This is a genomic window from Kitasatospora sp. NPDC059146, assembly GCF_042786665.1.
Lineage (GTDB): Bacteria > Actinomycetota > Actinomycetes > Streptomycetales > Streptomycetaceae > Kitasatospora.
The window spans coordinates 23,845-42,034 of sequence record NZ_JBHZCY010000052.1; the positions used below are offsets into that span (position 1 = coordinate 23,845).

Consider the following 18,190-nt stretch of genomic DNA (forward strand, 5'->3'; position numbering starts at 1 on the left):
TGACGTTGGGGGGAAGGTTTAGCGTCGGTGGTGGTTGTTCGGGAGGAGTGGGGCGGTATGCGGATCGGGGAGTTGGCGGAGCGGGCGGGGACGACGGCGCGGGCGTTGCGGTACTACGAGCAGTTGGGGCTGTTGCCGGCCCGGCGGGCTGGGAACGGGTACCGGGCGTACGGGGAGGAGGACGTGCGGCTGCTGCGGGAGATCCGGATGCTGCAGGACTTCGGGTTCGGGTTGGAGGAGACCCGGCCGTTCGTGGAGTGTCTGCGGGCGGGGCACCCGGAGGGGGATTCGTGTCCGGCCTCGTTGGAGGTCTACCGGCGGAAGTTGGCCGAGTTGGACGAGTGCATCGCGCGCTTGCGGGACGTCCGGGTGCAGGTGGCCGGGCAGTTCGAGCGGGCGGTGCGGGCGCGGGACGAGCTCGCGGCCTCCGAGCAGCCGCCCGAGTGTGAACTGGCCAGGGGGCAGAGGGAGTAGACGATGGTGGAGATCGCGGGTGTGCCGGCGGTGACGGACGAGACGTTCGCCGTGGAGGTGCTGGCGGCGGAGGGGCCGGTGCTGGTCGACTTCACGGCGGACTGGTGCCCGCCGTGCCGGATGATGGCGCCGGTGCTGGCGGACGTCGCGCGGGAGGAGGCGCACCGGTTCCGGGTGGTGAGCGTCGACGTGGACCGCAACCCCCGGACCCAGGCGGCGTACGGGGTGCTGTCGATGCCGACGTTGATGCTGTTCCGCGACGGGCAGCCGGTGCGGTCGGTGGTGGGGGCGCGGGCGAAGGCGCGGTTGTTGCGGGAGTTGGAGGACGCGCTCTAAGCCGGGAGGGCGTCGAGGGGGACCTCGGGTTCGGCGGCCTGCTTGGCGCGGTCCTTGGCCTCGCGGCGGACGAGGACCCAGAGACCGACCGGGATCATCGCGGTGAACAGCCACCACTGGATGGCGTAGGCCATGTGCGGGCCGATGTCGGAGTGGTTGGGCTCGGGGATCAGCTGCGGCTGGTCGGCCGGGGACGGGGTGGTGGCGGTGAGTTCCAGGTAGCCGCCGAGGAGGGGGCTGCCGGTCTCCTTGGACTGCTGTTCGGTGTTGATCAGGTTGAACTGGCGGTCGGGGAGGCCGGCCCGGTCCTTGACCCAGCCGCCGCTGCTGCCGGTGGTCTCGTCGGCGCGCATCCGGCCGGTGAGGGTGACCTCGCCGGTCGGGGCGGCCGGGACGGGCGGGTACTGGGTGGCGCCGTCGCCGGAGGGGACCCAGCCGCGGTTGATCAGGACGGTGCCCTTGCCGTCGGAGAGCTTGAGCGGGGTGAGGACGAAGTAGCCGAGGGTGCCGTTGGCGTCGGTCCGCTTGCGGACGACGAACTCGTGTGCCGGGTCGTACTGCCCGGTGGCCGTCACGGCGCGCCAGGTGAGGGCGGAGGGTACGGCGGTGCCGGGGGCGGCGGAGAGGCTGTCGAAGGGCACCGGCGAGGCCGTGAGGGCCTTGCCGATCAGCTCGTTCCGGGCCACCCGCGCCTCGTGGCGGTGCAGCTGCCAGAAGCCCAGCTTGATCGTCGCGGGGATCAGCAGCAGCGCGATCAGCATGGTGATCAGCCACTGGCGGGTCAGCAGAAAACGGTACACATGGGAACGGTACGCCGACCTCACAACGGGCTCACGCACCGGGGTGCGGGGCGACCTCGCGCAGCAGCTGGAGGAAGGCGTCCTCGGTGACGATCGGGGTGCCGACGTCGCGGGCCTTGCGGGCCTTGCCGCTCCAGCTGGTCGGCTCGTTGGTGACCAGCAGGCTGGTGAGCCGGCTGACGGAGGTGGCGATGTGCAGGCCGGCCTCGACGGCGCGGTCCTCCAGCACCTCGCGGTCGGTGGCGGTGTCCCCGGTGAAGGCCACCCGCATGCCCTGGACCAGCGGCTTGCCGTCCTCCCAGCGCCCCGGGTTGGGGTACGGGCAGGCCGGGCGCTTCTTGGCCTGGCGGTACTGGGCGCCGGTCCAGTTGCCGCGGCCGGGGGCGGCGGGCTCGTCCTCGCCGAGGTCGGTGACCGCGACGCAGGTCTGGAAGGGCAGCGGGATGCCGTGGGTGCGGGCCAGGCGGAGGCTGGGGCGGAAGGCCTCGGCGAGCACCCGGGCGTCGTCCAGGGCGTTGTGGGCCTGGCGCTGCTGGACGCCGAAGTGGGCGGCGAGGGAGGAGAGCTTGCCGTTGGGCAGCGGGAGGCGCAGGTCGCGGGAGAGGACCATGGTGCACAGCCGCTGCTCGACCGGGGCGCTGCGGCCGGCCCGGGAGAACTCGCGGGAGATCATGTTCCAGTCGAACAGCGCGTTGTGCGCGACCAGGACGCGGTTCGCCAGGCGGGTGGCGAACTCCTCGGCGATCTCGGGGAAGGTCGGCGCGCCGGAGAGCAGCTCGGCGGTGAGGCCGTGGATCCAGACCGGGCCCGGGTCCCGTTCGGGGTTGACGAGGGTGTACCAGTGGTCGGTCACCTCGCCGTCGCCGTCCAGCTGGTAGACACCGGCCGAGATGACGCGGTCGGAGCGGCCGAGACCGGTGGTCTCGACGTCGACGACCGCGAAACCCTCGGCGGGGGCGGCGGAACGCTGGGCGGGGACCGGGGCGGTCCGCGGCGCGCCGTACGTCTCGGGCTGGATCGGTTGCATGGTCCAACAGGATAAGGGGCGAGTCGGCCGGGGCCGGTCGAAATGTTCCGACGGGGTAGCCGGAATAGAGTGGTCCGCATGGGTGTCGTACACCTGGTCGAGATCGTTTCCGGCCGGTGGGCCGGTTCTGTGTGAGGAAGAACGCATGCGCGCCACGGTGATCCACGGACCGAACGACATCCGGATCGAAGAGGTACCGGACCCGGTGATCCAGCAGCCGACGGACGTCGTGCTCCGGGTGGTCAACGCCTGTATCTGCGGCAGCGACCTGTGGGCCTACCGCGGGGTGGCCCAGCGGGTGCCCGGGCAGCGGATCGGGCACGAGTTCCTGGGCGTGGTCGAGGAGGTCGGCGCCGAGGTCCGGGGCTTCGCCAAGGGTGACTTCGTGGTCGCGCCCTTCGTCTGGTCGGACGGGGTCTGTGAGTTCTGTCTCGAAGGCCTCCAGACGTCCTGCCCGCACGGCGGGTTCTGGGGGTCGGTGGGTTCGGACGGCGGCCAGGGCGAGGCGGTGCGGGTGCCGTTCGCGGACGGGACGCTGGTGAAGCTGCCGAAGGAGGCGGTGGGCGACGAGAAGCTGCTGCCGGGCCTGCTGGCGCTGTCCGACGTGATGGCGACCGGGCACCACGCGGCGGTCTCGGCGGGGGTGCGCCCGGGCGCGACGGTCGCGGTGGTCGGCGACGGCGCGGTGGGCCTGTGCGGCGTGCTCGCGGCGAACCGGCTGGGCGCGGGCCGGATCATCGCCCTGGGCCGGCACACCGCCCGGACGGAGCTGGCCCGGCGCTTCGGGGCGACGGACGTGGTGGCCGAGCGCGGTGACGCGGCGATCGAGGCCGTCAAGGAGCTGACCGGCGGCCTGGGCGCGCACGCGGTGCTGGAGGCGGTCGGCACCGAGGAGTCGATGCGGACGGCGGTCTCGATCACCCGGGACGGCGGCGCGGTCGGCTACGTGGGCGTGCCGCACGGCGGCAGCGCGGGCGTCGACATCGGTCAGATGTTCGGCCGAAACGTTTCGCTCAACGGTGGCGTGGCCCCGGCCCGCGCGTACATCCCCGAGCTGCTGCCGGACGTGCTCTCCGGTGCGATCGAGCCGGGTCTGGTCTTCGACCGGACGGTCGATCTGGACGGCGTTCCGGACGGCTATCGCGCCATGGACGAGCGGTCCGCGCTGAAGGTCCGGATCGCCTTCTGATTCTGACGCTTCGTCAACAGGGGCGGCACCGTTGGACGGTGCCGCCCCTTTCGGTTGTGGTGACCCCGGTCCGGATGTGACGCGAGTGGTGGTTTTCGGCCAATTGGGTGGTTCGAGAGGGTGAACGACTGGCTGATCGCGGTCAACCCCTTCCGGGGTGGGCACGACGCTCCTAGCATTGCGCGGCGCGCACGAGGAATGTGACGTCCCTCACGTTCGAATTGTCCCCCCGTGTGACCGCTACGCCGAAGGAGTGAGGAGACAGAGTGGATTCGCCGCCGATCACCACTACTGCTACGGAAGTCCAACTCATCGATGACAGTGAGGAGTTCCGTACCCTGCGGCGCTCGTTCCGGAGCTTCGCCTTTCCGGTCACCATCGGTTTCGTGCTCTGGTACCTGCTCTACGTCCTGCTCTCCTGCTACGCCCCCGGGCTGATGGGCACCAAGGTCGTCGGGCACATCAACGTGGCCCTGGTGCTGGGGCTGCTGCAGTTCGTCACCACCTTCGTCATCGCCGCCTGGTACGCCCGCTACGCGGACCGGCGGATCGACCCGCCCGCCGCGGCGATCCGCGAGGCCTACGGAGCCGTCGTCCACGCCCCCCGGGAGTCCGCCGAATGACACCGCTCGCCAGCTCCGCCACGGAGCACCGCGGTCTGATCATGTCCTTGTTCGGGCTCTTCGTGGTGGCCACCCTGGTCATCACCGTCTGGGCCGGGCGGCAGAACCGCAGCGCCGCCGACTTCTACGCCGGCGGCCGCGGCTTCACCGGCTTCCAGAACGGCCTGGCCATCTCCGGCGACTACATGTCCGCCGCGTCCTTCCTCGGCATCGCCGGGATCATCGCCCTCACCGGCTACGACGGCTTCCTGTACTCGATCGGCTTCCTGGTCGCCTGGCTGGTCGCGCTGCTGCTGATCGCCGAGCCGCTGCGCAACTCCGGCCGGTTCACCATGGCGGACGTGCTCGCGTTCCGGATGCGCCAGCGCCCGGTGCGCACCGCGGCCGGGATCTCCACCATCGTGGTCTCGATCTTCTACCTGCTCGCCCAGATGGTCGGCGCCGGCGCCCTGGTGGCGCTGCTGCTGGGGGTCACCGGGGAGGGCGCCAAGCGCTGGACCATCCTCGCGGTCGGCGCGCTGATGATCATCTACGTGGTGATAGGGGGTATGAAGGGCACCACCTGGGTGCAGATCGTCAAGGCCGTGCTGCTGATCGCCGGCGCCGCGCTGATGACCGTCCTGGTGCTCGCCAAGTACCACTTCAACCCCTCCGAACTGCTCGGCGCGGCCGCCTCCGCGAGCGGCAAGGGCTCGGCCTTCCTGGAACCGGGGCTGAAGTACGGGGCCACCAACACCTCCAAGCTCGACTTCATCAGCCTCGGGATCGCCCTGGTGCTCGGCACCGCCGGCCTGCCGCACATCCTGGTCCGCTTCTACACCGTCCCCACCGCCAAGACGGCCCGGAAGTCCGTGCTCTGGGCGATCGGCATCATCGGCGTCTTCTACCTGATGACCCTGGCGCTGGGCTTCGGCGCGGCCGCGCTGGTCGGCCGCAGCGGCATGGTGGCCGTCGAGGGCAAGACGCCCTCCGGCAACACCGCGGCGCCGCTGCTCGCCGAGCAGCTCGGCGGCGGGGCCGGTACCACCGGCGGGGCGATCATGCTCGCGGTGATCTCGGCGGTCGCCTTCGCCACCATCCTCGCCGTGGTCGCCGGGCTCACCCTGGCCTCCTCGGCCTCCTTCGCCCACGACCTCTACGCCAATGTGATCCGGCGCGGGAAGGCGACCGAGAAGGAGGAGGTGCGGTCCGCCAAGTGGGCCGCCGTCGCGATCGGCGCCGTCGCCATCGTGCTCAGCCTCTACGCGGGCAAGCTCAGCACCGCCGCCCTGGTCGCGCTGGCCTTCGCGGTGGCCGCCTCGGCCAACCTGCCGACCCTGCTCTACTCGCTGTTCTGGAAGCGCTTCACCACCACCGGCGCGGTCAGCTCGGTCTACGCGGGCCTGGTCTCCTCGGTGGTGCTGGTGGTGTTCTCCCCGGTGCTCTCCGGGGCCAAGAACTCGCTCTTCCCGGACGCCGACTTCCACTGGTTCCCGCTGGAGAACCCCGGCCTGGTCTCCATCCCGATCGGCTTCCTGGCCGGCTGGCTCGGCACCCTGCTGTCCAAGGAACGTCCGGACCCGGCGAAGTACGCTGAACTGGAGGTCCGCTCGCTCACCGGGCTGGGCGCCCACTGATCGATCCGGCATGACTATGCTGGCCCGGCCCGCCGTGACGGTGGCCGGGCCGGCGGTTTTTCGGGAAGGGACGCACGTGCTGCTCGACACCTTCGGACGACGCGCCGTCGACCTGCGGGTCTCCCTCACCGACCGGTGCAACCTCCGCTGCACGTACTGCATGCCGGAGGAGGGGCTCCAGTGGCTGGCCAAGCCGGACCTGCTCAGCGACGAGGAGATCGTCCGGCTGGTCACCCTCGCCGTGCGCGACCTGGGCGTGCGCGAGGTCCGCTTCACCGGAGGCGAGCCGCTGCTGCGCCCCGGTCTGGTCGCGATCGTCGCAGCCTGCTCCGAGCTGGAGCCGCGCCCCGAGCTGTCGCTGACCACCAACGGCATCGGACTGGCCCGCACCGCGACGGCGCTGCGCGAGGCCGGACTGGACCGGGTCAACGTCTCGCTGGACACCCTCGACCCCGAGGTGTTCCTCACCCTCACCCGCCGCCGGCGCCACCAGGACGTGCTGGACGGGCTGGCCGCCGCCGAGGCGGCCGGGCTGGCGCCGGTGAAGCTGAACGCGGTGCTGATGCGCGGGGTCAACGACCACGAGGCGGCCGACCTGCTGGCCTGGTGCCTGGAGCGGGGCTACGAGCTGCGCTTCATCGAGCAGATGCCGTTGGACGCCCAGCACGGCTGGGACCGCTCGTCGATGGTCACCGCGGAGGAGATCCTGGAGCTGCTGCGGGCCCGGTTCACGCTCACCGCGGAGCCGTCCGGGCGCCGGGGCGCGGCGCCCGCCGAGCGCTGGGTGGTGGACGGCGGCGCCGGCCGGGTCGGCGTGATCGCCTCCGTCACCCGGCCGTTCTGCCGGGCCTGCGACCGGACCAGGCTGACCGCCGACGGACAGGTGCGCAACTGCCTGTTCGCGACCGGGGAGACGGACCTGCGCACCGCGCTGCGCTCGGGGGCGGACGACGCGGAGCTGGCCGCGCTGTGGCGGGCGGCGATGTGGGGAAAGAAGGCCGGGGCCGGGATCGACGACCCGGAGTTCCACCAGCCCGAGCGGCCGATGTCGGCGATCGGCGGTTAGGGCCTGTCCGGCGGATCTTGCCAGGCGCGCGACGCCGGGCATCCCGCCTGGACGCACGCCCGAATCGCCCAAGTACGTCCAGTACGAAGCCGACTCGGGCGCACGCCCAGCCGGGCGCCCAACGCCGCGCGCTGATCTGCCAAGATCCGCCGGACAGGCCCTAGGCCGGACGGGCCTCAGGCCTCTTCCGGGGTCCAGTCGGCGAAGGCGACGACCTCCTTGAGGAAGCCGCGCACGCCCAGGAACTGGGACAGGTGCTCGCGGTGCTCCTCGCAGGCGAGCCAGGTCTTGCGGCGGTCCGGGGTGTGCAGCTTGGGGTTGTTCCACACCAGCACCCAGTGGGCGTCCGCCCGGCAGCCCTTGGCGGAGCAGATCGGGGTCTGCGGGGTGTCCATCGGGGGCCGTCCTCCGGGGTTCGGCGGGTGCGTGGTCACCGCCAGTCTGTCACGCCGCGCGGGCCCGACCGGATCCGGGCATGGCGACGCCGGGCAGCCACGGGGGGAGCCGCCCGGCGTCGGTCCGTCGCTCCGACGGGGGATGCGGAGCGCGTACGCAGTATGTCACGCCGAAGGCCTCGGATGGGGAGGTCTTGCATGATTAATCTGAGCTTCTTCTGAGCTTTCGCCGACCTGATTCCGGCTCAATCCCCGTAAACCGGGCGGTCAGTCCGCGCTCGGTGACGTTCCGGTGCCGGAGGGCTTTGCCTGTCCTGTACCAGGAGCCGCACCAGCCCCACCCGTACCACCGGGGCCGAGCATCAGCGGGGTGTCGGACGGGAAGTCGAAGGAGCTCGGCAGGCCCGGTGCCCGCTCCCGGCCGGCGTTGGCGATCAGCACCGCGAAGTACGGCAGCAGCACCCCGCCCGCCAGCGCCCCGAAGGCCAGCCAGCGCTCGACGTTCCACAGCACCACCGCGAGCAGTACGCAGACGGTGCGCAGCAGCATCGAGATGACGTAGCGGCGCTGGCGCCCCCGGACGTCCTCGGAGAGGCTGCTGCGCGCCCCCGTGATCCGGTGGATCTGTCCGCCGCCGGCGCTCTTGCCCATGTGTCCAACCGCCCTCGTCCAGGCATCCGCGCGCTGTTCCGCACGGCCTCCTCACGGTACGCCCGGGCGCCCGGGACGACGAGACCGGGTGGGCGGGGCCCACCCGGTCGGGCGTGATAGGGGAGCCGTACGGCGTCAGGAGCGTCTACGAGCGCCGGGAGAGGTAGAGCGGGGGCACGGCGTCGGTGAGCCAGACGCCGTTCTCGCTGAGCCGGAACTCGTGGCCGGCCGCCGCCATCGCGGCCGCGTTGACGGTCAGCACGACCGGGCGGCCGTGCCGGGCGCCGACCCGGGTGGCCGTCTCGGTCTCCGCCGAGAGGTGGACGTCCCGGCGGGTCATCGGGCGCAGCCCCTCGCGGAAGATCGACGCCAGGTGGCGGTCGGCGGTGCCGTGGTAGAGCACCGGCGGCGGCACGGTGGCGGTCAGACCGAGGTCGACCGCCACCGTGTGGCCCTGGTTGGCGCGGATCGAGAGGCCGTCCGGGGAGTAGCCGAAGCGGCGCTTGTTGTTGGTGGCCACGACGTGGTCGAGCTCGGGCCTGGTGAGCGGCCTGCCCTTCGCCGCGAGGGCGCCGAGCAGGACGTCGATCCGGACCCAGCCGGAGTCGTCCAGCGTGATCCCCACCAGCTCCGGCTCGTGCCGCAGGATGCGCGACAGCATCTTGCTCGATCTGACCAGCCGCTTCTCGTCCATCATGTTCTTTCCATCCCCCCGTTGGTCAGTGGCTATGAGGCCGGGCTGACCGAACTCATGTTGAAGTCCGCGACACGCACGGGTGGCATCGCGGTGCGGGTGAAGTAGTCGGTCCATTCGCGGGGCAGGCAGGGCTCGGTGCGGCCCGCCTCGGTGATCCGGCCGAGCAGGTCGACCGGGGACTCGTTGAACCGGAAGTTGTTGACCGCGCCGACCACCTCGCCGTTCTCCACCAGGTAGACGCCGTCCCGGGTGAGGCCGGTGAGCAGCAGCGTCGCCGGGTCCACCTCGCGGATGTACCAGAGGCAGGTGAGCAGCAGGCCGCGCTCGGTGCGGGCGATCATCTCGTCCAGGGTCGGCGCGGACTCCTGGTCGGCCGTCTCCAGCACCAGGTTGTCGATGCCCGGGCGCAGCGGCAGGCCGGTGAGGCCGGCCGTCCGGCGGCTGGTGACCAGCTCGGTCAGCACGCCCTCGCGGATCCACTCGGTGGCCTCGATCGGCGCGCCGTTGTCGAAGACCGAGACGTCGCCGCCGGTGCGGTGCGCCAGCACGAACGGGGCGACCTCCAGGCCGGGCTCGTCCGGATCGGCGCGCAGCGTCAGCGGCAGCGCGGCGAGCTTGTCGCCGACCCTGGTCCCGCCGCCGGGCCGGGAGAAGACCGACCGGCCCTCGACGGCGTCCCGGGCGCCGGCGGCCCAGTGCAGGCAGAGCAGCAGGTCGGCGACGGCCGCGGGCGGCAGCAGCGTCTCGTACCGCCCGGCGGGCAGGTCGATCCTGCGGGCGCCCCAGCCGAGCCGCTTGGTGAGCTCGGCGTGCAGGGCGGGGACGTCGACGTCGGTGAAGTCCCGGGTGCCGGCGCCGACCCAGGCGGAGCCGCTGAGGTCGGCGGTCTTGCCGTTGATCTCGACCATGCCGGTGGGCTGGTCGTGGCGCAGCCGCAGGCCGGTGGAGCTGCCCAGGTAGCTGCTGGTGATCTCGTGCCGGGCGAAGCCGTACAGCAGCTCGCCCTGGGCGGCGGCGCGGGCGAAGGCCTCGCCGAGGGCCGGGCCGAAGGCCTCGAACACCTCGATGGAGGTCTCCGCGGGCGGCGCGGTGAAGTCCGGGGACGACGGCCGGCCGTCGACCAGCGGCTGGGCGTCCTCGGCCGGTCCGGCCGCGCGGGCCGCCGCCTCGGCGGCGCGGACCAGGCCCTCGACGTCCTCGGCGGTGACGGCCTCGCGGGCGACCACGCCGGAGGCGGTGCCCTCGGCGCCGGCCACCGTGGCGATCACGGTGAGGCGGCGGCCGCGGGTGACGCCGTTGGTGGTCAGGGCGTTGCCGGCCCAGCGCAGGTTGGCGGTGGACTCCTCGTCGGCGATCACCACGCAGCCGTCGGCGCGGGACAGGCCGAGGGCCAGCTCGACGAGTTCGTGGGGCTGCATCGCGGTCATCAGTGACCCGCCTCCTGCTGGGTGTTGAGCACGTTGACGTTGCGGAACAGCGCCGACGGGCAGCCGTGGCTGACCGCCGCGATCTGGCCGGGCTGCGCCTTGCCGCAGTTGAAGGCGCCGCCGAGCAGGTAGGTCTGCGGGCCGCCGACGGCCGCCATCGAGCCCCAGAAGTCGGTGGTGGTGGCCTGGTAGGCGAAGTCCTTGACCTGGCCGGCGAGTTCGCCGTTCTTGATGGCGTAGGCGCGCTGGCCGGTGAACTGGAAGTTGTAGCGCTGCATGTCGATCGACCAGGAGCGGTCGCCGACGATGTAGAGGCCGTTCTCCACCCCGGCGAACAGGCCCGCGGTGTCCGGGCCGTCGACGGCGGGCTGGAGCGAGACGTTGGCCATCCGCTGGACCGGGACGTGCGCGGGGGAGTCCGCGAAGGCGCAGCCGTTGGAGCGCTCGAAGCCCTTCAACTTGGCCATGCCGCGGTCGAGTTGGTAGCCGACCAGGACGCCGTCCCGGATCAGGTCCCAGGACTGGGTGGCGACGCCCTCGTCGTCGTAGCCGATGGTGGACAGGCCGTGCTCGGCGGTGCGGTCGCCGGTGACGTTCATCAGCTCGGAGCCGTAGCGCAGGCTGCCGAGTCGGTCGAAGGTGGCGAAGGAGGTGCCGGCGTAGGCGGCCTCGTAGCCGAGCGCGCGGTCCAGCTCGGTGGCGTGGCCGATCGACTCGTGGATGGTCAGCCAGAGGTTGGACGGGTCGATGACCAGGTCGTAGCGGCCCGGGCGGACGCTCGGGGCCTTCATCTTCTCGGCCAGCAGGACGGGCAGTTCGGCGAGCTCGGCGTCCCAGTCCCACTCGGTGCCGGTCAGGTACTCGTAGCCGCGGCCGACCGGCGGGGCCAGGGTCTGCATCGAGTCGAAGGCGCCGGTGCGCTCGTCGACCGAGGTGGCCTCCAGGTCGGAGTGGAGCCGGATCCGCTGCTGGGTCGTCACGGTGCCCGCGGTGTCGGCGTAGAACTTGTTCTCCTGCACCGTCAGCAGCGCCGCCTGGACGTGCGAGACGCCCGGGGCGGCGAGCAGCCGGGAGCTGCGCTCGGCGAGCAGCGCGGTCTTGTCGGCGTCCGGCACCTCGAAGGGGTTGACCTCGTACGAGGAGACCCAGGTGACGTCCGCGTGGACGGGTTCGTCGGCCAGCTCGACCCGCTCGGCGGAGCCGGCCGCCCGGCTGATCCCGCCGGAGAGCCGGGCCACCGCGACGGCCTGGGCGGCGACCTCCGCCGCGGCCCCCGGGGTGAGGTCGACCCCGGCGGCGAAGCCCCAGGCGCCGTCCAGCAGCACCCGGACGGCGAAGCCCAGCTGGACGGTGTCGGAGGTGCCGGCCGGCCGGGCGTCGCGCAGCCGCCAGGAGGCGCTGCGGACCCGCTCCAGGCGGAAGTCGGCGTGGGAGGCGCCGAGTTCGCGGGCCCGGGTGAGGGCGGCGTCGGCGAGGGCGTGCAGCGGCAGGGCGAGGAACAGCGGGTCGACGGCGCGTCCGTGCGCGGCGCCGGCGCTGTCGGCCGGAGGGATCGGAGGCAATCGGGCTCCCAGGTCGCGGAGGGTGGCGGTGCGGCGCCACAGGGGCGTCCGCACCGCATCATTTCCCTTCCACCGGGTTCCCGGCCAGCGCATTTGGTCCGGTGCGTTGCGGTTTCGGCCAGGGGGGTCCGGGGGCGTGCGCGGCCGTCAGGAGACGGACTCCCACCAGCCGTCCAGCTCCGGCGGGTTGTCCACGTCGATCCGCTCGCCGGGGCGCGGGACGGCCAGCGGGACGGCCTGGGCCTTGGCCTCCTTGAGCAGCCGTTCGATCGGCTCGGCCCAGGGGTGCAGGCCCAGGTTGAAGGTGCACCAGTGGACCGGCACCAGCAGCCCGGCGGTGAGGTCCCGGTGGGCGAGGACGGCGTCCTCGGGGGTCATGTGGATGTCCGGCCAGGCCGCGTCGTAGGCGCCGATCTGCACCAGGGCGGCGTCGAACGGGCCGTGCTGCGCGCCGATCCGTGCGTAGCCCTCGAAGTAGCCGGAGTCGCCGGTGTAGAAGACCTTGCGGGTGGGCCCGGCGATCACCCAGGAGCCCCACAGGGTGGTGTTGCGGGTCAGGCCGCGGCCGGAGAAGTGGTGCGCGGAGGTGAGGGTGAGGACCAGCTCGCCCAGGGTGCAGGTCTCGTCCCAGTCCAGCTCGATGATCCGGTGCTCGGGGACGCCCCAGCGGCGCAGGTGGCCGCCGATGCCGAGCGGCACCGCGAAGGGCGCGGACTGGCTGCGCACCAGGCGCTTGACGGTCGCCATGTCGAGGTGGTCGTAGTGGTCGTGGGAGATCAGCACCGCGTCGACCGGCGGCAGCTCCTCCAGCTCGACCGGGACGGGGTGCAGCCGCTTGGGGCCGACGTGGGCGGAGGGGGAGCAGCGGTCGCTCCAGATCGGGTCGAGCAGCACCCGCGAGCCCTCGATCTCGACCAGCGCGGAGGCGTGCCCGTACCAGGTGATCTCCACGCCCTCGGCGGCCGGGCCGGGGGCGGCGGCGGGGCGGACGGTGGGCACCGGGTGGGCCGGGACGCGGCCCTCGCGCTGGAACAGCATCCGGCGGACGGTGTCGCGGTCGACGCTGGGGGCGCTCCCGGCCCGGGCGAGGGTCGAGGGCGCGTTGTGGAAGACGCCGTCGCGGTACTGGGCGGAGTCCCGCACCCGCTCCTCGCGCCCGCCGTCGGGGCGGCGCCCGAACGCCGCCGGCAGGTCGCGCAGCGCCCAGGCGGTCGCGCCCAGGCCCGCGGCCAGGGCGGTGAGGGCGAGCAGTCGTCCGCGTCCGGTGGTGCTCCCGGGCCGTGCCTTGGTCATGCGCCCTGCCTTCGTTTCCTCGCCGGGACTCTTCGGGGGAAGGGTACGTCCGGCCCCGGGGTCGGCCCGCACCACGGGGGCAACGGGCACGCCCGCCCCCGTTGTTCCCGCACAGCGTTCCCGTACGGTCCGTTCTTTCGCGGCGGTGCCCCGGCCTGCGGCGGACGGCCGGCGGGCGCGGGGCGCCGGGGGCGCGGATTGTCGGATTGCGACAGTTCCTCCGGTGCGGCGCTGTGGGAGCTCGATTCGCCGCCGCCGCCGACCGCCCGATAGCGTCACACTGCGTACGCGTTCGGACGTACCCGCTCAGACACGGAGAGAGGTGGATCGTTGAGCCGCTCGGTTCTCGTCACCGGAGGAAACCGGGGCATCGGCCTCGCGATCGCCCAGGCCTTCGCCGAGGCGGGCGACAAGGTCGCCATCACCAGCCGTTCGGGCGAGGTGCCCGAGGCCCTCGCGAAATTCGACGTCCTCGCGGTGCGCTGTGACATCACGGACGCCGCGCAGGTCGACGCCGCCTTCACCGAGATCGAGGAGAAGCACGGCGCGGTCCAGGTGCTGGTCGCCAACGCGGGCATCACCAACGACACCCTGCTGCTGCGGATGTCCGAGGAGGACTTCACCTCCGTCGTGGACACCAACCTGACCGGCACCTTCCGGGTGGTCAAGCGCGCGTCGAAGCTGATGATGCGCGCCAAGAAGGGCCGCGTGGTGCTGATCTCCTCCGTGGTGGGCCTCTCCGGCTCGCCGGGCCAGGCCAACTACGCCGCCTCCAAGGCCGGCCTGGTCGGCTTCGCCCGCTCGCTGGCGCGCGAGCTCGGCCCGCGCAACATCACCGTCAACGTGGTCGCCCCCGGCTTCGTCGACACCGACATGACCGCCGTGCTCAGCGACGAGCGCCGCGCGGAGATCGTCTCGGGCGTGCCGCTGGGCCGCTACGCGGCGCCCGCCGAGGTCGCGTCCACCGTGCGGTTCCTCGGTTCGGACGAGGCCGCGTACATCACCGGAGCCGTCATTCCCGTCGACGGCGGATTGGGCATGGGTCACTGATCATGAGTGGAATCCTCGAGGGCAAGCGGATCCTGATCACCGGTGTGCTGATGGAGTCCTCCATCGCCTTCCACACCGCTCGGCTGGCCCAGGAGCAGGGCGCCGAGATCATCCTCACCGCCTTCCCCCGCCCGAGCCTGACCGAGCGCATCGCCAGGAAGCTGCCGAAGCCGGTCAAGGTGCTGTCGCTGGACGTCTCCAGCCCGGAGGACCTGGCCGGCATCGCCGAGCAGGTCCGCGAGACCCTGCCGACCCTGGACGGCATCGTCCACTCGATCGGTTTCGCCCCGCAGGACGCCCTGGGCGGCAACTTCCTGGACACCCCGTGGGAGTCCGTGGCGACCGCGATGCACGTCTCGGCGTACTCGCTCAAGTCGCTCACCACGGCGCTGCTGCCGCTGATGCAGGACGGCGGCTCGGTCGTCGGCCTGACCTTCGACGCCCAGTACGCGTGGCCGCAGTACGACTGGATGGGCCCGGCCAAGGCCGCCCTGGAGTCGACCAACCGCTACCTGGCCCGCTACCTGGGCGAGCGGGACATCCGCTGCAACCTGATCTCGGCGGGCCCGATCGGCTCGATGGCCGCCAAGTCCATCCCGGGCTTCGGCGACCTGGCCGACACCTGGAACCACCGCTCCCCGCTCAAGTGGGACCTGAGCGACCCGGAGCCGGCCGGCCGCGGCGTCGTCGCCCTGCTGTCGGACTGGTTCCCGAAGACCACCGGCGAGATCATCCACGTCGACGGCGGTCTGCACGCGATCGGCGCCTGACCGACTGCTGTCCGCCACTGCCCGGCACCCCCGCGACGGGGGCGCCGGGCAGTGGCGTTTCCGGTTCCGTCCGGGGCCGGGGCGCGCCTACGCGTCGGCGGTGGCGCAGGCGCCGATGGCGCGGCCGGCCTCGACCGAGGCGCGCTGGGGGTCGCCGTCCCGGATGGCGTCCCGGATGGTGTGGTGGCCGATGTAGCGCTCGGCGATCAGCTCGGGGCCGACGTCGTTGCGCAGGTGCTCGCGGGTGACCTCGCCGAGGTCGGAGTAGACGGCCAGCAGCACGTCGTTGTGGGCGGCGGCCACCACGGCGTGGTGGAAGGCGGCGTCGGCCTGGACAAAGTCCTCGGCGTCGCCGGAGTGCCAGGCGGCCTCGCGCCGTTCGAGCGCGGCGTCCAGCAGGCCGAGGTCGCGCTCGGTGCGGCGGGCGGCGGCCAGGCCGGCGGCGGAGGTCTCCAGCGCCGCCCGCAGCTCGGCGACCTGCCCCTGGTCGGCGTCGGCGAAGCGGCGGTGCATCACCCCGGCCAGCTCGCTGGTGGCCAGGACGTACGTGCCGGAGCCCTGGCGGATGTCGAGCAGCCCGTTGTGGGCGAGGGCCCGGACGGCCTCCCGGACGGTGTTGCGGGCCACCCCCAGCTGCTCGACCAGGGCGGCCTCGGTGGGGATGCGCGAGCCGACGGGCCACTCCCCGGAGGTGATCTGGGCGCGCAGCTGCGCGATCACCTGGTCGGACAACGGGGTGCGCCTCGGCGAGGACAGCGCCACGGGGACTCCTAGCGACTACGGGGTTGGGTGGGCCGTGGGGGGAAAGTGGCTGATGGACGAACGGGTCGGGACATCATGCCAATTCCGAGGTGCATCAATTCATCCCATCATTCTATGATGGCGCCCATGCCTCCCGCAGCAGACACCACCACCACCTCCTCCCCACGGAGCGGAGAGCGGCCGCAGACCGAGCGGCCGTCCGTCCCCGGCAAGTACCTCGGCGTGCTGTTCGCCGTCGCGATCGCCGCCGCCGCCTTCAACCTGCGCCCCGTGGTCACCAGCCTCGGGCCGCTGCTCGACCAGGTCCGCGACGACCTCGGGATGAACCCGACGCTCGCCGGGCTGCTGACCGCCGTCCCCTCGCTGTGCTTCGCGCTGTTCGGCCTCGCCGCTCCGAGCGCGGCCCGCCGGATCGGCCCGATCGCCGTGATCACGGCCGGCATGGCCGCCATCACGGCGGGCGTGCTGGCCCGCTCCTTCGCCGGCGGTACGGCGGTGTTCCTGCTGTTCACCGCGCTCGCCCTGGCCGGGGTGGCGGTCTCCAACGTGCTGCTGCCGGTGGTCATCAAGCGGTACTTCCCGGAGAAGGTCGGTCCGATGATCGGCCTGTACTCCATGGCGCTGTCCGCCGGCACCGCGCTGGCCGCCCTGGTCAGCGTGCCGCTGACCAGCTCGCTCGGCGGCGACTGGCGCTACGGCCTGGGCAGCTGGGCCGCCCTGGGGGCGCTCGCCCTGCTGCTCTGGCTGCCGCTGCTGATCGCCAAGCGCGAGCGCGGCGAGCGGGCCGGCGGCGCCGCCGCCCCCGCCAGGCTGCCGATCACCCGCAGCCGCACGGCCTGGGCGATGGCCTGCTTCTTCGGCCTCCAGGCCACCGGCGCCTACGTGGTGATGGGCTGGCTGCCGAAGATCTTCCAGGACTCCGGCATCGACAAGGGCACCTCCGGGGTGCTGCTCGCGGTCACCATGGTGATCGGCGTGCCGGTCTCCTTCGTGCTGCCCAACCTGGCCGCCCGGCGCGGTGACCAGCGGATCTTCGTGGTGCTGCTGGCCTGCTGCGGCATCGCCGGGTACTCCGGGCTGGCGCTCGCCCCGGCCGGGGCGCCGTGGGTGTGGGCCGTGCTGGTGGGCCTGTCCAACTGCGCCTTCCCGCTGGTGCTGACCATGATCGGGCTGCGTGCCCGGACGGCCGGCGGGGTGGCCCAGCTGTCCGTCTTCGCCCAGGGGCTCGGCTACCTGATCTCCGTCCCGGGCCCGATCCTGATCGGCCGGATCTACGACGTCACCGGTGAGTGGTACTGGCCGCTGGGCTTCCTGGCCCTGCTGCTGGTGCCGCAGATGCTGTTCGGCCTGCGCGCCGCCCAGGCCCGGCACATCGAGGACGAGGCCGTCCTGCCCGCCGAGCGGGTCAAGGCCTGACCGGGAAGGTCAAGGCCTGGCCAAGGCGGTGGGGCCCGCCGTGGACGGGCGTGTTCGGGGTGGGAGAATCCCGACATGCCCGTTCTCGACCCGAACCCCACCGACGGCCGCAAGCAGCTCGGCCGCATCGCCCTCCTCTTCGGCGGCATCGTGGTGCTGGTGGCGATCATCGCGACCGTCGCCGCCCAGATCGGTTGACCGCCGCCCGTAGCGCCGCCGCACTCCCGGTGACACCCGGCCGACGGGGCATGATGGCACCCGCCACCCCGGGGAGTGGCGGCAACCGGGAGCATCGCGCCCCCGGCCCGCTTTTCTGCCAAGCTTGCTGGGTATGAGCGCCGACACGCCCCGCAGGATCATCGTTCTCCGCCACGCCAAGGCCGACTGGCCGAACGGCGTGGACGACCACGAGCGGCCGCTGGCCGACCGGGGCCGTCACCAGGCCCCGGACGCCGGCCGCTGGCTGGTCGACTCCGGCATCAACCCCGACTTCGTGCTCTGCTCCACCGCCCTGCGCACCCGCGAGACCTGGAAGCTGGCGGCGCACGAGCTGCCCAAGCGGGCCCGCCGGACGGTGTACGAGGACCGGATCTACGAGGCCAGCCCGGGCGAGATCATCGCCGTCCTCCAGGAGACCCCGGAGGAGTACGCGGACGTGGTGCTGGTCGGCCACAACCCCGGGGTGCTGGGCCTGACCCAGGTGCTCGCCGGGGACGCGGGCGACCCGGACGCGCTGGAGCGGCTGCGCCTGGGCGGCTTCCCGACGGCGGCGGTCGCGGTGCTCAGCTTCGGCGGCTCGTGGAAGGGCGTCGAGCCGGGCGTGGCCGAGCTGGTCTCGTACTACACGCCGCAGGACTGACCTCCGGGCCCGGCCGGGCCGCGGAACACCGAGGGGCGCGCGGGTCGATCCGCGCCCCCCCCCGGCGGCGGCCCGCCTCCGTAGCCCCCGGCCCCCCCCGCGGCCCCCTGCGCGGCCCCGCCCCCGGGCGGCCCCCCCGGCCCCGCGCGCGGCGCCCCCCCCGCCCCCGGGGCGGCG

General features: G+C 72.7%; 20 protein-coding genes. 11 read left to right on the forward strand and 9 right to left on the reverse strand.

All coding sequences use genetic code 11. The features are described from left to right. The first annotated feature begins 57 nt into the window (after positions 1-57). Together ACFXPX_RS22355 and trxA are read left to right on the forward strand one after the other, a co-directional pair. A complete protein-coding gene (locus tag ACFXPX_RS22355) occupies positions 58-474 on the forward strand; it encodes a MerR family transcriptional regulator (protein WP_380642908.1) in 417 nt (138 codons plus the stop codon). Positions 475-477: 3 nt separating this feature from the next. Beyond that, positions 478-810, forward strand: a complete 333-nt coding sequence (trxA, locus tag ACFXPX_RS22360) for a thioredoxin (protein ID WP_375893934.1) — start codon at positions 478-480, stop codon at positions 808-810. On the opposite strand, the gene ACFXPX_RS22365 is transcribed toward trxA, so the two are convergent. Then, complete coding sequence (locus ACFXPX_RS22365) at positions 807-1,610, reverse strand: SURF1 family protein (RefSeq protein WP_380530845.1); 804 nt, start codon at positions 1,608-1,610, stop codon at positions 807-809. The genes trxA and ACFXPX_RS22365 overlap by 4 nt on opposite strands. Before the next feature lie 31 nt (positions 1,611-1,641). After that, complete coding sequence (locus ACFXPX_RS22370) at positions 1,642-2,637, reverse strand: DEDDh family exonuclease (protein WP_380396302.1); 996 nt, start codon at positions 2,635-2,637, stop codon at positions 1,642-1,644. Between the two features lie 145 nt (positions 2,638-2,782). On the opposite strand from ACFXPX_RS22370, the gene ACFXPX_RS22375 reads away from it, so the two are divergent. The 4 genes from ACFXPX_RS22375 (at position 2,783) to moaA (ending at position 7,131) form a co-directional block, all read left to right on the forward strand. Beyond that, positions 2,783-3,826, forward strand: a complete 1,044-nt coding sequence (locus tag ACFXPX_RS22375; protein WP_375893927.1) for a zinc-dependent alcohol dehydrogenase family protein — start codon at positions 2,783-2,785, stop codon at positions 3,824-3,826. Positions 3,827-4,092: 266 nt separating this feature from the next. Beyond that, entirely contained in the window at positions 4,093-4,449 is a 357-nt protein-coding gene (locus tag ACFXPX_RS22380; protein WP_375893924.1) for a DUF485 domain-containing protein, read from the forward strand. Continuing rightward, positions 4,446-6,065: a cation acetate symporter gene (locus ACFXPX_RS22385; RefSeq protein WP_380396304.1), complete on the forward strand. Its 1,620-nt coding sequence runs from the start codon at positions 4,446-4,448 to the stop codon at positions 6,063-6,065. Before ACFXPX_RS22380 ends, ACFXPX_RS22385 begins: the two co-directional genes overlap by 4 nt. A gap of 76 nt (positions 6,066-6,141) precedes the next feature. Beyond that, the gene (gene moaA, locus ACFXPX_RS22390) at positions 6,142-7,131 is read left to right on the forward strand and encodes a GTP 3',8-cyclase MoaA (protein WP_380642914.1); all 990 of its coding nucleotides are present in this window, start codon (positions 6,142-6,144) and stop codon (positions 7,129-7,131) included. A gap of 176 nt (positions 7,132-7,307) precedes the next feature. On the opposite strand, the gene ACFXPX_RS22395 is transcribed toward moaA, so the two are convergent. The 6 genes from ACFXPX_RS22395 to ACFXPX_RS22420 form a co-directional block, all read right to left on the reverse strand. Continuing rightward, complete coding sequence (locus tag ACFXPX_RS22395) at positions 7,308-7,526, reverse strand: hypothetical protein (RefSeq protein ID WP_375893920.1); 219 nt, start codon at positions 7,524-7,526, stop codon at positions 7,308-7,310. Between the two features lie 267 nt (positions 7,527-7,793). Continuing rightward, positions 7,794-8,177: a DUF3099 domain-containing protein gene (locus ACFXPX_RS22400; protein WP_375893917.1), complete on the reverse strand. Its 384-nt coding sequence runs from the start codon at positions 8,175-8,177 to the stop codon at positions 7,794-7,796. A 145-nt stretch (positions 8,178-8,322) separates the two neighbouring features. Next, positions 8,323-8,871, reverse strand: a complete 549-nt coding sequence (locus tag ACFXPX_RS22405) for an RNA 2'-phosphotransferase (RefSeq protein WP_380530851.1) — start codon at positions 8,869-8,871, stop codon at positions 8,323-8,325. A 32-nt stretch (positions 8,872-8,903) separates the two neighbouring features. Continuing rightward, complete coding sequence (locus tag ACFXPX_RS22410) at positions 8,904-10,301, reverse strand: metallopeptidase TldD-related protein (RefSeq protein ID WP_380642910.1); 1,398 nt, start codon at positions 10,299-10,301, stop codon at positions 8,904-8,906. Next, a complete protein-coding gene (locus ACFXPX_RS22415; protein ID WP_380642916.1) occupies positions 10,301-11,854 on the reverse strand; it encodes a TldD/PmbA family protein in 1,554 nt (517 codons plus the stop codon). Before ACFXPX_RS22415 ends, ACFXPX_RS22410 begins: the two co-directional genes overlap by 1 nt. Positions 11,855-12,010: 156 nt before the next feature. Next, the gene (locus tag ACFXPX_RS22420; RefSeq protein WP_375893912.1) at positions 12,011-13,156 is read right to left on the reverse strand and encodes an MBL fold metallo-hydrolase; all 1,146 of its coding nucleotides are present in this window, start codon (positions 13,154-13,156) and stop codon (positions 12,011-12,013) included. A gap of 330 nt (positions 13,157-13,486) precedes the next feature. On the opposite strand from ACFXPX_RS22420, the gene fabG reads away from it, so the two are divergent. Beyond that, on the forward strand, positions 13,487-14,206 hold the full coding sequence (gene fabG, locus ACFXPX_RS22425) for a 3-oxoacyl-[acyl-carrier-protein] reductase (RefSeq protein ID WP_375893910.1): 720 nt from the start codon (positions 13,487-13,489) through the stop codon (positions 14,204-14,206). A 2-nt stretch (positions 14,207-14,208) separates the two neighbouring features. Beyond that, positions 14,209-14,976: an enoyl-ACP reductase FabI gene (fabI, locus tag ACFXPX_RS22430; RefSeq protein ID WP_375893907.1), complete on the forward strand. Its 768-nt coding sequence runs from the start codon at positions 14,209-14,211 to the stop codon at positions 14,974-14,976. Positions 14,977-15,063: 87 nt separating this feature from the next. On the opposite strand, the gene ACFXPX_RS22435 is transcribed toward fabI, so the two are convergent. Then, positions 15,064-15,738, reverse strand: a complete 675-nt coding sequence (locus ACFXPX_RS22435) for a FadR/GntR family transcriptional regulator (RefSeq protein ID WP_375893905.1) — start codon at positions 15,736-15,738, stop codon at positions 15,064-15,066. A gap of 126 nt (positions 15,739-15,864) precedes the next feature. Between ACFXPX_RS22435 and ACFXPX_RS22440 the strand changes: the two genes are divergently transcribed. The 3 genes from ACFXPX_RS22440 (at position 15,865) to ACFXPX_RS22450 (ending at position 18,013) form a co-directional block, all read left to right on the forward strand. Further along, entirely contained in the window at positions 15,865-17,154 is a 1,290-nt protein-coding gene (locus ACFXPX_RS22440) for a CynX/NimT family MFS transporter (RefSeq protein WP_375893904.1), read from the forward strand. Between the two features lie 75 nt (positions 17,155-17,229). Further along, on the forward strand, positions 17,230-17,352 hold the full coding sequence (locus ACFXPX_RS22445) for an SGM_5486 family transporter-associated protein (protein WP_375893902.1): 123 nt from the start codon (positions 17,230-17,232) through the stop codon (positions 17,350-17,352). A 133-nt stretch (positions 17,353-17,485) separates the two neighbouring features. Continuing rightward, positions 17,486-18,013, forward strand: a complete 528-nt coding sequence (locus tag ACFXPX_RS22450; RefSeq protein WP_375893899.1) for a histidine phosphatase family protein — start codon at positions 17,486-17,488, stop codon at positions 18,011-18,013. Positions 18,014-18,190: the final 177 nt, after the last annotated feature.